Source organism: Salinivibrio sp. MA607 (assembly GCF_001996245.1).
GTDB classification, from domain to species: Bacteria; Pseudomonadota; Gammaproteobacteria; order Enterobacterales; family Vibrionaceae; genus Salinivibrio; species Salinivibrio costicola.
Genome location: NZ_MUFJ01000006.1, coordinates 23,154 through 36,628, shown reverse-complemented (window position 1 = coordinate 36,628; position 13,475 = coordinate 23,154). Strand labels below are relative to the sequence as shown.

Here is a 13,475-nt window from a genome sequence, read left to right as displayed (position 1 = left end):
AATCAGTTGGTTGTGCACATATCAGTTTGTTGTGTAAATAGGCGGTGGAATTCACAGGAAAATGATGGTGTATTGTTCGAGAAGCATTTGATTTTAGGGGGGAGCAGAAAGGGCGGAGACCTCCCCAGCTACATCCCGGCACACACGTCCCAAGCGCGGGCTGCTTCCTTCCGGACCTGACCCAGTACACAAGATAGTGTTGCGGGAGAACCAAGGAGGCCTCCATCGATATGTCGTTAAGCTTGCTTAACTGCGGGGCATTATGTGGCAAGGTTGGATGCAATGCAAGGAGGATTCGTTTTCTTACCGATTAACTGTTGATCTTATAAGCAATTATCACTTAATCATCGTCTGAGTCTTCCAAGAGTAAATACTCACCTACCCAGATAGCCGCCAGCATAGTGGCCCACGCCACCAGTAACGACATCGTTAATTGATAGGGAACACGCCAAGCAATAACTAAAAACGGCACGCACGGCAAAATGTGCATCGCAAGGTGACGTGAAGCGGCTAAACGCGGTGTAAGCGCCACCCACTGTAACAGCCCAATCATCGCAACCACTGCCACGCTCCACAGCGCGGATGGCCACCCAACCGCCGCGGCCAGAATGGGAAGCACTAGCCAAGCGCCACGGCGAGGTGGTTGGTAGCCCGGCCAATATTGCATCGATAGCCATAACCCGCATAACGCCGCAAGTTGAAGAGCCAAAAACCAGGGAGCCCCGCCTAATTTTGCTTCCGACTGCAAAGCCATTATCCCTGCGAAAATAGCGAGCATCACAGCCCCAAGTAACCACTTAACATGGGGATGCCGGTCAGGATTAAACCATAAAGATAACGCTGGCAAGATCAGCAAAGTACTTGCCGCAAGCAAAGCAGGTAACTGCGGTAAAGAAAGGGCCAAGGCCGCCATTCCCAACAGCAATAACCAACTCGCCAATTTGTCTGGGTAGAAGAAAAACAACGCAGGCGCCATGATCGCTAGCCCATGTAATGCATCGCCGGCACTGATACTTGCAGCAATAGCAGTCGCTAGCACGATCGCGGGCCAAACTAATGAGGAAATCCGCATGCACACTCCTTGTGCTGTGGTCATGATTCCCAGTGTAGCGACTAGTTGTCGGATCGTACCAGCGTAATGGTTGGATCATAGGTGTGATTCGTATCCGTGATCACTTTATTAACCGTATTGGTGATAAATAACGGACGTTCACTGACATCAATTTGCGCGGTGATCACATAATCATGAGAAGCAGAAATTTGGCTTGGATCGTAATTTAGCGCGAAGTGGAGGGGCACTTGCTGACCTTCAGTCACAAAAGACTGTCGGCTAATCACTTTACCCGGCGAGTCCATTTTTTTTATTTCTACCAAACGCACAGTGACACTGGCAGTCTCGGGTAAAGCAAGGCGCTCACGATAGACCAAAGTACCAGAAATATTCGCTAAATCATTGGGTTGGCTATTACCAGAGCAAGCGGTAAACACTAGAGCAGTAAATAAGGCGAACAACAGAAACGTTAGTTTCTTCATTAAAGAATCCTCACCGAAACGCGTTTGAATGCGGCAAAAACGCTAAGGTTATGATAGCTTGAACAATAACAATGGAAGCATAGCATGAATCAAGGACTTATGAGCCAACCACTGACAGAACTCTTACAACTGCTGCAGCTTGAGCGATTAGACACCGGCCTATATCGCGGCCAAAGTGAGAATCTTGGACTGCCACAAGTGTATGGCGGGCAAGTGATTGGTCAAGCGCTCTCTGCCGCGAAAACATCCATCGAAGCCGATCGCTTTTTGCACTCATTTCACAGCTACTTCCTGCGTCCAGGCGACCCGGAACAACCGATCATCTATGATGTTGAGATACTCAGAGATGGAAAAAGTTTCAGTACTCGACGAATAAAAGCCGTACAGTACGGCAAACCGATTTTCTATCTTACCGCATCATATCAAGAGGAAGAGGAAAGTTTCGAGCATCAAAACTCAATGCCGACAGACGTACCCGCTCCGGAAACTTTGCGCTCGGAGCAATCACTGGTCGCAGATATTGCCCATAAACTACCCGCCAATGTTGTCAAAGCGTTTGGCAGTGATAAACCAATAGAAGTTCGCCCTGCGACTGTGATCAATCCACTGAAGCCAGAACCGGCCCCAGCGAAGCAATATCTCTGGATCCGTGCTAACGGTGAAGTCGGCGATGACTACCATGTCCACCAATACTTGCTGGGCTACGCGGCGGATTGGGGGTTTTTGGTCACTGCGCTACAACCTCACGGGGTAACATTACTGACCCCAGGCATGAAAGTGGCTACTATTGATCACTCTATGTGGTTCCACCGCCCGTTTAGAATGGATGAGTGGCTGTTGTTTGCAATTGAAAGCCCCTCCGCCAGTGGTGCACGTGGATTTGTTCGCGGAGAGCTTTTTAACCAACAAGGTGACCTAGTGGCTTCTGCTACTCAAGAAGGGTTAATGCGTAAGCTCTCCTAGCGCTCAGCGACGCTATTCGCTGCAAACAAGGGGCCTGAGCCCCTTTTTAATTTTCTTACCTATGACACGACTAAGCCTGCGCTTCTTCCTCAAGCGCCGCCAAGTGAGCGCTGGCTTGCTGAAGCTGGTACATCTGCCAGTAACGCCCTTGCTGGCGTAGCAGGCTTTGATGACGCCCTTGCTCAATCACGCGGCCGCGATGCAAAACCAAGATGTTATCGGCCTCGGCAATAGTCGATAAACGGTGCGCAATCACTACCACTGTCATCTGCTGACGTAACCTATTTAATGCTTGCTGAACAAGCTCTTCGGTACCGGAATCGATATTGGCGGTGGCTTCATCAAGGATCAATATTTTAGGCTGACGGACTAACACCCGCGCTAGAGCCAATAGCTGACGTTGCCCAGCTGAGAACGTCATCCCCCCCTCGCCCAATGGAGTCTCTAAACCAGCAGGTAAGCCTTTCACGTACTCTGCCAATGCTACTTGCTCTAATGCATGCCAAATCACAGCATCGTCCAGTGACTGACCCAGCGCGATATTTTCTTTTAAGCTGCCAGTTAACATGTGCGGATCTTGTTGCACCATCGCCACGCCCTCGCGCAAACTTTGATGGCTTAAGGTTTCAATCGGCAAACCACCCAGCGTTAACGTGCCTTCTCCTGGGCGATAAAACCCCATGAGTAATGACGCTAAGGTTGATTTACCGCTCCCCGTATGACCGACCAACGCCAGAAAGCCGCCCGCAGGAACGTCTACATTCACGTCGGACAACACTGGCGTTTCGCCATCATAAGAGAAGGATATATCACGCAGTGCAATGGCACCGTCAGGAATCGGTGTACTGTCATGACCATATTGCTCAGGCGGCGTATCCATCATTTCAAACAATCGCTCTCCCGCTGAAATCGCCTGCTGCAACAGTGATAATTGTTGCATCATCTCAATCAGCGGCTCAGTGATTCGACCCAGGTAACTCAAAAAAGCATAGAGCACCCCGACGCCAATCACTTCCATTCCACTGACGCCGAAAATTGCCACTAAGGACAGCAAGGCGGCACCGGAGAGCAAATCAATCAAGGGACGGAGATAGATCCCGTTAAGGCGCTGAATCGTGACCATGGCATCCAAGTGATCCGCGGTCATCGTTTGAAAACGGGAAGAAAACGCCTGCTCTTGCTGCATCAATTGGATAAGATTCATACCCTGTACCGACTCGTTCATCACCCCGTTGATATCAGCAAGTCGGTCTCGCGCTCGGCGATAAGCGGGCGCTGAGCGTTTTTGATACCGTACCATTACCAAGATGACACAGGGCAATAACACCAGCACGACTAACGTCAGTTCAATACTGAGCATCAGCATCGCCACCAGCATCACGCTAATCAAGGCGATGTTGCGTAAAAAAGTCGAAAGCACCGACACATACAGCTCTTTCAAGGATTCGGTATCATTGGTTAAGCGCGAGACAATCCGCCCCATCGGCACATAGTCAAACGCGGATAACGGCTGTTTGATAACGTTGGCAAACACGGTTTTTCGAATCCGCTGAATAATCGCCACCGCCATAGTGTTAAAGCGTAACTCGTACTGATACTGGAAGCCGGCCGAAACAATAGTGGATACAATGTACCCCACCGCAAGCGCCCACATGATCATCGCCGGATAATGGTCTTTGGCAACATAGCTATCAAGAAAGATTTGCACCAAATAAGGGCCGGTCACTTCCGCCACCGCGGCTACCAATAAGAAAATGGCGGCAATCACAAACTGGCGACGATCGCGACGCATATAGCTTAATAGCCGATATAAAATCTCTCGCTTAGTCATTGCGCGGCTCCTCATCGGCATCCAGTGCCGCTTCCAGCTGCTGATATTGATGCATTTCTTGATACCATCCTGGCTGTTGAATCAATTGACGATGCTGACCGCGCTCGCGTATTTGGCCATGACTAAGCACCACGATTTCGTCGGCGCTTTCCAAGGCCGATAAGCGGTGAGCAATCACGATCGTGGTACGCGTTTGTTGATGCTGTTGTAGATTCTGCAAAATCCGATGTTCGGTGTCACCATCAACCGCCGACAAGGCATCATCCAAAATCAAGCACTCGGCACCCACCAATAATGCGCGAGCAATCGAAATGCGCTGCTTTTGACCACCGGACAGAGTAATCCCCTTTTCTCCAACAGCCGTTTGATAGCCCTGCGGCAACTGACGAATATCCTCGTCAATACAAGCCAAATGGGCCGCGTGTTCAATCTCCGTTTGAGTTGCGTCGGGGCGACCGAGGGCGATGTTTTCCGCAATCGAGCGCGAGAACAAAAACGGTGTTTGCGTCACCACCGCAAAACGTTGTCGCCACGACGACAAATCAGCGTTCGCAATCGATACATCACCATAACGAATATCGCCTTTTTCCAACTTAGTCAGATGCAATAGAAGTTGTAACAAGGTGGATTTGCCACTGCCAACCGGGCCCGCAATCCCCAGCATTGCCCCAGGCGGGAGGATCACATGGATATCTTTGAGGGCAAAACTGTCATCCGGTTGCCACTTAAACTGCTCAATGGCCAGCGTCAACGGCTGCATGGTGTCAGGCAGCGGTGTGTCACCACCAACAATGTCTGGCTGCTCTTGCATCAGCGCATCAATACGGGTCCACGCCGCTCGGCCCCGTTCGATAATATTGAACAGCCAGGCGATCGCGAGCATCGGCCAAATCATCAAACCTTGGTACAAGGTAAACGCCGTCAGATCGCCTAACGAAATCTCACCGTTAGCAACCAAATAGCCACCACCGGAAACGGTAAAGAAAAACGACGCGCCAATGGTGCCTTGAATCACCGGCGAAAACAGCGCATCGACCCGCGCTACGGCGAGGTTTTTCTCCCCGGTACGATCCGCAACCTGGTCGAACTGATTCATTTGGTGCTGCTCTAGACCAAAGGCACGTACCATTCTAACCGCAGACAGTGAAGACTGACTCACCTCTGACAGCTCAGAAAACGCCGCTTGTGACTCGGTGAAGGTATGATGTAAACGGCGCCCAAACCGATTGACTAAAAAGGCCATCACCGGCATCGGCAACAGCGCTAAAATCGTCAGTTGCCAACTGATTTGGCTGACCATCACAATCAATACCGCCGCACCTGTGATAATGGAATCACCCGCGGTCAGGACTCCCTCTCCGGCGGTCATCACCACCGCTTTCACATCATTAGTGGAGCGCGCCATGATATCGCCACTCGGATAGCGACGGAAAAAATGCGGAGATTGGCGAGTAAAGTGATCATAAAGCCGATTACGCAGCACAGAGCCAAGCTCCGCCGCCGCACCGAAAAGCCACACTCGCCAAACAATGCGCAGCAGATACACCACCCCCCAGATAGCCAGCATGCCCGCTAATAGCCATAACAGTGTTTGCGTAGAAATATCCCCCGCAACCACGCCGTCGACCACATGGCCCACGGCCATCGGTGGGATCAGCTCGAAGACAGAGACAAATACCAAAATAATCATGGCGCCGACATAGCGACGCCATTCACGTTTAAAAAACCAGCCTAACTGCCAAAACACCTTCATGAGGGCTCCTTATTCTCCCCGCCTTTTATTATTTATCTGACCTATCCGATCGGTAGGGCGGTGGTGTATTTAAGTGCTTCCATTGCGAACGTTGATGTCACATTATTCAGACTTGGCACAGAATTGACCAGCTTTTTATAAAAATGATCAAATCGAGTCATATCAGCCACCTGCACCTTCATCATGTAATCATACTCACCTGCCATGCGATAGAATTCCATCACCTCAGGAAACTCAGTCACCACCTCCGTAAAGGTTTTGTACCACTGCTCACTGTGATCATTAGTTTTGATGTGGACGAAGGCGGTAAACGCGAGGCCAACGGTTTCGGGGTCAAGCAATGCCACCCGACCACGGATCACGCCTTGTGATTCCAGCCGTTTCAGCCGCTTCCAACAGGGAGTCGTGGTTAAATTCACCCGTTCGGCCAGCGCGGACACAGACCAGTTGGCATCTTCCTGCAGCGCCGCGAGTAAAGTGCGATCTATCTCATCTAATGTGACAACCATAAAAATATATTCTCTTTAATCGTTTTATATGAGTTTTATTTTCTCTTTTGGCGTCATTATAGAGCAAAAATAGCAAGGTTTTTATCCTGCGCTTTGCGTAAACTGGTACTAATCACGTATTCGGAGACGCATGATGACAACCCCACCTCTTTGCCATACTTGGGTCGGTAACGCGATTCGCCTGATTGAAGCGGACTTTAAACGCTCTGCAGATACCCATTTAATCAAGCTCGACCTCCCTAGCTTCGCGGATATCGATATCTATCTGAAAGACGAAAGTACCCATCCAACCGGTAGCCTAAAGCATCGCTTGGCGCGCTCTTTGTTTTTGTACGGCTTATGTAATGGTTGGATTGATGAACACACCACCATCATTGAAAGCTCATCAGGCAGTACTGCCATTTCCGAAGCGTATTTTGCTCGCCTACTTGGCTTACGGTTTATTGCTGTGGTGCCCAAAAACACTGCGTGTAAGAAGATTGAGCAAATTCGTTTTTATGGCGGTGAAGCGCACTTTGTCGAGCGGTCAGACCAAATCTATGCCGAGTCTCGCCGCCTTGCTAAAGAGCTCAATGGCCATTACATGGATCAGTTTACCTATGCCGAGCGAGCAACGGACTGGCGTAGCAATAACAACATTGCCAACCGTATTTTTGAGCAAATGCAGTACGAGCGCTTTCCGATCCCTCGCTGGATTGTGATGAGCCCAGGCACCGGCGGTACCTCGGCGACCATTGGCCGCTACATTCGCTATCGCTGCCAACCCACTCAACTGATGGTGGCCGATGCTGAGCACTCGGTATTTCACGATTACTTCCTCACCGGCGATAAAAACTTAACGACGAATGAGAGCAGTCGGATTGAAGGGATTGGACGGCCACGTGTCGAGCCCAGCTTTATTCCCGGCGTGATTGATAGAATGACCACAGTGCCGGACACTCACAGTATCGCCACCATTCACTGGCTAGAAAGCCAGCTTGGCCGCAAAGCCGGTGCGTCCACGGGTACTAACCTGTACGGCGTCTTGATGCTGGCGAATGAAATGCGCGCCAACGGCGAGAAAGGCTCTATCGTCACCTTACTATGTGACAGCGGCGAGCGCTACCTAGATACCTATTACAACCCTGATTGGGTACGCAAGCACATTGGCGCACTCGACCAAGCGACCCATGATTTGCAGACTTTGTTGGGGTAACGCGCCATCGTCTATACAGACGTTTGATAAACAGGCGCATTAGTATACAAATCAGGTGTAGGTCGGCATAAGCGCCGGGACGATATTAAACTTGTCACTCGGTGCAGCCGGCGCGCCCGTTGGCAATTTGCACATATCCATCCTCGAGCCGGGGCTTGTGTAATCGTCGCCAATGGCACCACCGATATATAAATCAGGCGTAGGTCGGTATAAGCGCCAGTGCGGTGCCAATCATTATCACGATATGGGCCGCGCGCCATCCGACATCAAAGCCAAAGATTAACCTCGATGTCAAATTTGGCACCGATTGTGACAGGCGCCCGTTGACAATGTGCACTTATCCAACAATGTCCCGGGGCTTGTGTCACCTACGCCAATGGCACCATCAATGTATAAATTTTGTCATTGTATGCATTCCCACGCAGGAGCGTGGGAACGAGCAATCGTCGCCGATGGCACCACCGATATAGAAACCAGGCGTAGGTCGGTATAAGCGCCAGCACAATGCTAATCATTATCACGATATGGGCCGCGCGCCATCCGACATCGGGGTCAAAATTGGCACCAATCGTAACAGGCGCAGTGCAACTGGCACCCGTTGACAATGTGCACTTATCCAACAATGTCCCGGGGCTTGTGTCATCGTCGCCAATGGAATCATCGACGTTAAATATTAACGCCTTGTGGCATCGTCGCCAATGGCACCACCGAAACATAAATTTCGTGTAGATCGGGCAAGCGCCGGGGCGATATTAATCTTGTCACTCGGTGTAGCCGGCGCGCCCGTTGCATGGCGCCTTCGACATTTGAGCCAAACGATTAATAAAACTCACAACAAAGTGTCAACACGCTAGTCCGTATCTCTATCTATTCGCGCCTGCAGGGCATCAAACTTGTCGTGCAGGCGCATTAGCTCGAGCTCGAGTTTTAGGTTGATTTCGTAGGTGGCTTTTTGCTCCATCCTATCTTTTGCCGCTTGGCGGTTTTGCGACATCATGATGATAGGCGCTTGGAAAGCCGCCAGACTGGACAATCCTAGGTTAAGCAAAATAAATGGATAAGGATCAAAAGAAGTGTCCCCCACCAACCAAACCGTATTCACGACAATCCAGCCAATAATGAAAGCGAAGAAAAGTCCGATAAACGACCAAGAACCACCAAATGAGGCAATTTTATCCGCCACCATTTGCCCGGGTGTCAGACTTTCGTGAAAGGACTTGTTAACGTTTTCAGAGACAGACGTATTATTGGCAATGCTTTCAATGACTTTTTTCTCACCTGAACTCAGGCTACCAAACGGCTGGCCGAGCAAGGCTTTTGCTAAATTCTCAAAATACTTTTTCATTTTCCACTCCGTGTAAATACGCGCGACACGAAAAACGGTGTCGTGCGTACCTCTTCAATTAAGCGATTGAAATAGAGTAGGTTAATTTAGCAGCTTAGCAAGCTAATCTATAGCTTACGGTAAAGATCAAACCCGGCGGGCGCGAATGGTGCGGCCTTTCACTTTTCCATCATTCAGCTTACGCAACGCGGCTTTAACGCAGGATTGCGACACTGCAATAAACGCCACATTATCGAGCACATTGATTTTACCCACCTGTTTACCGTCAATACTATCTTGACCGGTTAGTGCGCCTAAAATATCGCCCGCGCGTACTTTTTGTTTTTTACCTGAGTCAATCATCAAGGTTGCCATCTCAGGCTGGTAAGGCGCAGTGTCAAGCAAGTGCTGCGACGGCAGAGATTCAGGGAGAAAATCGCGGTCATACTGATCGCCAATCATCGCCAGCTTATAGTGCTCAGCATCGTTATACAACGAACACGCCACCCCTTTTTTGCCAGCGCGACCGGTACGGCCGACGCGGTGCACGTGAGTTTGCGGATCGTGGGCGAGTTGATAGTTGATCACCATATCCATGTCATCAATGTCTAAGCCTCGCGCGGCGACATCAGTGGCCACCAGCACGGACGCACTTTTGTTGGCAAATTTTACCAAAGTGCGCTCACGGCCACGCTGTTCAATATCGCCATGCAAGGCAACAGCGCTAAAACCATCACCTTCTAAGTTATCGCACACTTGTTGTGTTTGGACTTTGGTCGTACAGAACACCACACAACTTTGCGGCTGAAAGTGCAATAACAGTAGTTTTAACGCTTGGTAACGCTGCCTGTTGTCATCAACTTTATAGACGTGTTGCGAGATTGTACTTTGCGTTTGCACCTCATCCACTTTAACGGAGACAGGGTGGCTCAGCACTCGCTGGGCAATAGCATTGATCGAGCGCGGGAAGGTGGCGCTGAATAATAAGGTTTGGCGATGAGCGGGAACACGCGCAATGATAGCATCCAAGGTATCTTGGAAGCCCATATCCAGCATCTGATCGGCTTCATCCAACACCAAGGTTTCAACATCATCGAGGCGCAATGTACCCTTGCGTAAATGATCGTCGACACGCCCTGGAGTGCCGACAATAATATGTGCACCATGCTCCAGTGAGCCAATTTGCGGGCCAATCGATACCCCGCCACACAGTGTCAGTACTTTGACATTATGGCGGCCACGCGCCAACTTGCGCATCTCCTCAGCGACTTGCTCGGCCAACTCACGGGTTGGACACAGCACCAAGGATTGCACGCGAAAGCGCTTCACGTTCAGTTTGGCTAACACGCCAAGGCTAAACGCCGCTGTTTTCCCTGAACCTGTCTTTGCTTGAGCAATAATGTCTTTACCATCGAGCACAGACGGCAAGCTCTGCGCCTGAATCGGTGTCATTTCGGTGTAACCCAGCGTCGCTAAGTTATCGAGTAAATCAGCAGGTAACGCGAGCGAGGAAAAAGCGGTATCAGTCAAAGTCGTATCCACAGCAAAAGTAAACAAAGCCGCGCCCAAGCACGGCCAAAAAGGGGGCGTATCATACCAGAATCTGGCTGCTGCCACATTAGTCGATTATAGCCACACGCTTTGCTCCCTGCTTTGCCACTTTATTCATTTTGTTACGCAATTGTTAGACCAAGCTCCGTATTTACACTTGCCCAGCTTGTCTTGTCATTGTGCTTGGTGTGCAATCAAGGCACACAATAAAGGAGGATTGTCTTGTGGCAAATATCCCAGTAGAAAACTACCCACTCTCTCATACGCAGGCGATTGTTTGGAACGACATGGACGCCCTGCAACACATCAATAACACCGTGTACTTTCGCTATTTTGAAGATGTGCGCGTGGTGATGCTTGAAAAACTGGAAGTGTTCGAGCTAGCTAAACGACTGCATGTTGGCCCGGTGGTTGGCTCGACGCGCTGCGATTATCGCGCCCCTTTGGTGTATCCAGATACCATCACCACCGTGGCTTGGGTGGAGGATATTCAAGAAAAGCGCTATGCGATGAAGTATGAAATCTACAGTCACAATCAAGAACGCTGTGTGGCCGAAGGCGAGGCTTTGATTGTCTATTGCGATTTTAAAACCGGTAAAAGCTGTCCTATCCCAGCCGAAACGCTCGAAGGGTTAAAAGCCTTTGTGGCGAAATAGTAAGCATAGAGACGAGCACTGCRCGTTGCCTGACGTGACGCGCAGTCAGTAATCAATAGAGAACTTTTAAGTGTAATGACAAATTTAACGCGATAGTAAGAACTTACGTAGATCCTGCTCTGAACGCATAACGAATAAGATAAACACCGTGTCTTCTTCTTGTTTATAGAAAATACGACAAGGGTTCACCACTACCTCTCGGTAATTCAAGTGCGGTAGTTCAGGTGGCACCCGACCAGAATCAGGAAAAAGCACTAACCGCTCCACTGCGGTAAAGGCCGCTTGCACTAGCGCTTTCGCTGCAACCAGATTGTCCAGAGCAATATATTCAGCAACGTCATTCAGATCCGCCAGCGCAGGCTCAGTCCAAACTATTTGAGCCATTTGGACATTTGTTCCTTGGCATCATGGTGACTCAAGAGCTTCTCTTCGGTAATTGCGCGCTCGCCACGCGCGATCCCTTCTAAGATAGCAAGACGACTCTGCATTAATTCGTAATCATCCACACTTAATAAGTACGCTGAAGGCTTACCATGTTCGGTGATCAAAACAGGCTCTTTATTCGCCTTCAATTCAGACAAAATTTTGGTTGCCTGACGCTTCAGTGTGGTCACAAGTTCTACTTTCATCGCTCGCCCGAATAGTGGTATTAAAGTATCAGTATTGTAGCACTTAAGTATCACTGAAAAAGTTTTTTTTGATTCGCCTTATCAGCGACCGTCATTTCAAACTAATCTCTTCAGGCTCGCCCACTCTGGTCACAGTCGGCGCGCCTGGGGCGTTCCAGCGAAACAAGGTGATATGCCAAGTGCTGGGATCTTTTCGCGACGGGTCAATTAAGCCAATTTCATTACCACTTCTCAGCTTATCGGCCACCAACCAACTGGATGGTGCTTCGCCATTTGCTAAGGCGGCTTGCCAATCAACGCTGGATAAGGCTTTGTATTACAGAAGTTCAGGATGACGCAAATCCACCAGCTCACAGAGGTCAACCTGATACCGCACGAGCACGCGTGGCGTCGTGATCTGGCTGGCGTACTTTTGCATGGCCACGCGCACACTCTCTGCACTCTCAGTCAAATACAGCGCGCTTTCACCCTGACGATTATACCGACCGCTCGGTCTGTCTTTACTTTCTCGCACCAAGGCAGCGTCGATGTGATCAGGGTGACATACTCTGACAAAAATACCCGAGATAGGCGTGCGGCACAGGCAGGGGATAGTTTTCGGTTCAAGTCCGTCCATGACTTGTGAATGTCCTTTATAAATCAATTATCAAGGCGTAGCTTAGCAAACAAAGAGGGTACAAATTGCGTGCTGACTAACGGATTACATCATCGCGTCTGGCTTGCTGTCGATACCACACAGGGGTACCATCCGTGCTCTGTGTAACACTGGGTAAGTAGCACCGCCAGAGGACAAACCGATGAAAAAAGCCGTTGTGGTATTTAGCGGAGGACAGGACTCAACCACCTGTTTGATTCAAGCGCAGGCAGAGTACGACGAAGTGCATTGCCTCACTTTCGACTATAACCAGCGTCACAAGCAAGAAATTGACGTTGCCCGTGAGATTGCTGCAAACCGCAAAGTCAGTGCGCACAAGGTATTAGATGTTGGCTTGCTCAACGAATTAGCGATTAGCTCGCTCACACGCGACAACATTCCCGTTTCTAACGCGCTGAACGAAAACGGCCTGCCCAATTCTTTTGTGCCGGGACGGAATATCTTGTTTTTGACTTTGGCCGGCATCTACGCCTATCAAATTGGCGCTGAGGCAGTGATCACCGGTGTCTGCGAAACCGACTTTTCTGGCTACCCAGATTGTCGCAACGATTTTATTCAATCAATGCAGCAAGCCCTTGAGCAAGGCATGGATAGACAACTCGCATTAGTGACGCCGCTGATGTGGCTGAATAAAGCCGAGACCTGGGCACTGGCCGACCAGTATCACGCCCTCGATTTTGTGCGCGACCACACCCTAACCTGTTATAACGGGATTAAAGGCACTGGCTGTGGTGAATGTCCAGCCTGCCACTTGCGTCAGCGTGGCTTAGATGACTACCTCGCCAATCAAACGGACGTACAAGCCGCACTGCAATGCAAACAAGCCGAAAACGCGTAACAACGAGCATCCTTGGTAGCAACAAGAAATAAAAAACC

At 50.0% G+C, this 13,475-nt stretch carries 14 protein-coding genes and 1 other RNA gene; 4 read left to right on the top strand and 11 right to left on the bottom strand.

Going from position 1 to position 13,475, the window contains the following annotated elements; all coding sequences use genetic code 11:
- Window positions 1–119: 119 nt before the first annotated feature.
- The 3 genes from ffs to BZG81_RS04445 form a co-directional block, all read right to left on the bottom strand.
- Window positions 120–216, bottom strand: an RNA gene (gene ffs / locus BZG81_RS04455) — signal recognition particle sRNA small type.
- 124 nt (window positions 217–340) lie between these two features.
- A complete protein-coding gene (locus tag BZG81_RS04450) occupies window positions 341–1,072 on the bottom strand; it encodes a hypothetical protein (RefSeq protein WP_077676828.1) in 732 nt (243 codons plus the stop codon).
- Between the two features lie 41 nt (window positions 1,073–1,113).
- A complete protein-coding gene (locus tag BZG81_RS04445) occupies window positions 1,114–1,533 on the bottom strand; it encodes a YbaY family lipoprotein (protein ID WP_021023827.1) in 420 nt (139 codons plus the stop codon).
- A gap of 99 nt (window positions 1,534–1,632) precedes the next feature.
- Here BZG81_RS04445 and tesB point away from each other — a divergent pair, with 99 nt between their 5' ends.
- Window positions 1,633–2,496 carry an acyl-CoA thioesterase II gene (tesB, locus tag BZG81_RS04440; RefSeq protein WP_077676862.1) on the top strand — a complete coding sequence of 288 codons (864 nt, stop codon included), beginning with the start codon at window positions 1,633–1,635 and terminating at the stop codon, window positions 2,494–2,496.
- Between the two features lie 70 nt (window positions 2,497–2,566).
- Here tesB and BZG81_RS04435 read toward each other — a convergent pair whose 3' ends face one another.
- The 3 genes from BZG81_RS04435 to BZG81_RS04425 are packed head-to-tail and all read right to left on the bottom strand — an operon-like array spanning window position 2,567 to window position 6,589.
- A complete protein-coding gene (locus BZG81_RS04435; RefSeq protein WP_077676827.1) occupies window positions 2,567–4,327 on the bottom strand; it encodes an ABC transporter transmembrane domain-containing protein in 1,761 nt (586 codons plus the stop codon).
- Entirely contained in the window at window positions 4,320–6,080 is a 1,761-nt protein-coding gene (locus tag BZG81_RS04430) for an ABC transporter transmembrane domain-containing protein (RefSeq protein WP_077676826.1), read from the bottom strand. Before BZG81_RS04430 ends, BZG81_RS04435 begins: the two co-directional genes overlap by 8 nt.
- A gap of 41 nt (window positions 6,081–6,121) precedes the next feature.
- A complete protein-coding gene (locus BZG81_RS04425; RefSeq protein WP_021023823.1) occupies window positions 6,122–6,589 on the bottom strand; it encodes an Lrp/AsnC family transcriptional regulator in 468 nt (155 codons plus the stop codon).
- A gap of 133 nt (window positions 6,590–6,722) precedes the next feature.
- On the opposite strand from BZG81_RS04425, the gene BZG81_RS04420 reads away from it, so the two are divergent.
- Window positions 6,723–7,784, top strand: a complete 1,062-nt coding sequence (locus BZG81_RS04420; protein WP_077676825.1) for a PLP-dependent cysteine synthase family protein — start codon at window positions 6,723–6,725, stop codon at window positions 7,782–7,784.
- Between the two features lie 850 nt (window positions 7,785–8,634).
- On the opposite strand, the gene BZG81_RS04415 is transcribed toward BZG81_RS04420, so the two are convergent.
- Window positions 8,635–9,129 carry a DUF1003 domain-containing protein gene (locus BZG81_RS04415; RefSeq protein WP_021024566.1) on the bottom strand — a complete coding sequence of 165 codons (495 nt, stop codon included), beginning with the start codon at window positions 9,127–9,129 and terminating at the stop codon, window positions 8,635–8,637.
- A gap of 126 nt (window positions 9,130–9,255) precedes the next feature.
- Window positions 9,256–10,638 (bottom strand): ATP-dependent RNA helicase DbpA, encoded by a 1,383-nt coding sequence (gene dbpA / locus BZG81_RS04410; RefSeq protein ID WP_077676861.1) that lies wholly within the window; start codon window positions 10,636–10,638, stop codon window positions 9,256–9,258.
- 245 nt (window positions 10,639–10,883) lie between these two features.
- Between dbpA and BZG81_RS04405 the strand changes: the two genes are divergently transcribed.
- On the top strand, window positions 10,884–11,315 hold the full coding sequence (locus BZG81_RS04405) for an acyl-CoA thioesterase (protein ID WP_021024564.1): 432 nt from the start codon (window positions 10,884–10,886) through the stop codon (window positions 11,313–11,315).
- Between the two features lie 84 nt (window positions 11,316–11,399).
- On the opposite strand, the gene BZG81_RS04400 is transcribed toward BZG81_RS04405, so the two are convergent.
- The 3 genes from BZG81_RS04400 to BZG81_RS04390 form a co-directional block, all read right to left on the bottom strand.
- Window positions 11,400–11,699, bottom strand: coding sequence for a type II toxin-antitoxin system RelE/ParE family toxin (locus BZG81_RS04400; RefSeq protein ID WP_077676824.1), 300 nt, complete (start codon window positions 11,697–11,699; stop codon window positions 11,400–11,402).
- Window positions 11,687–11,944, bottom strand: coding sequence for a type II toxin-antitoxin system Phd/YefM family antitoxin (locus tag BZG81_RS04395; protein ID WP_077456206.1), 258 nt, complete (start codon window positions 11,942–11,944; stop codon window positions 11,687–11,689). Before BZG81_RS04395 ends, BZG81_RS04400 begins: the two co-directional genes overlap by 13 nt.
- 316 nt (window positions 11,945–12,260) lie before the next feature.
- Window positions 12,261–12,560 carry a hypothetical protein gene (locus BZG81_RS04390; protein WP_077676823.1) on the bottom strand — a complete coding sequence of 100 codons (300 nt, stop codon included), beginning with the start codon at window positions 12,558–12,560 and terminating at the stop codon, window positions 12,261–12,263.
- A 181-nt stretch (window positions 12,561–12,741) separates the two neighbouring features.
- Here BZG81_RS04390 and queC point away from each other — a divergent pair, with 181 nt between their 5' ends.
- A complete protein-coding gene (gene queC, locus BZG81_RS04385; protein WP_077668875.1) occupies window positions 12,742–13,437 on the top strand; it encodes a 7-cyano-7-deazaguanine synthase QueC in 696 nt (231 codons plus the stop codon).
- Window positions 13,438–13,475 lie beyond the last annotated feature (38 nt).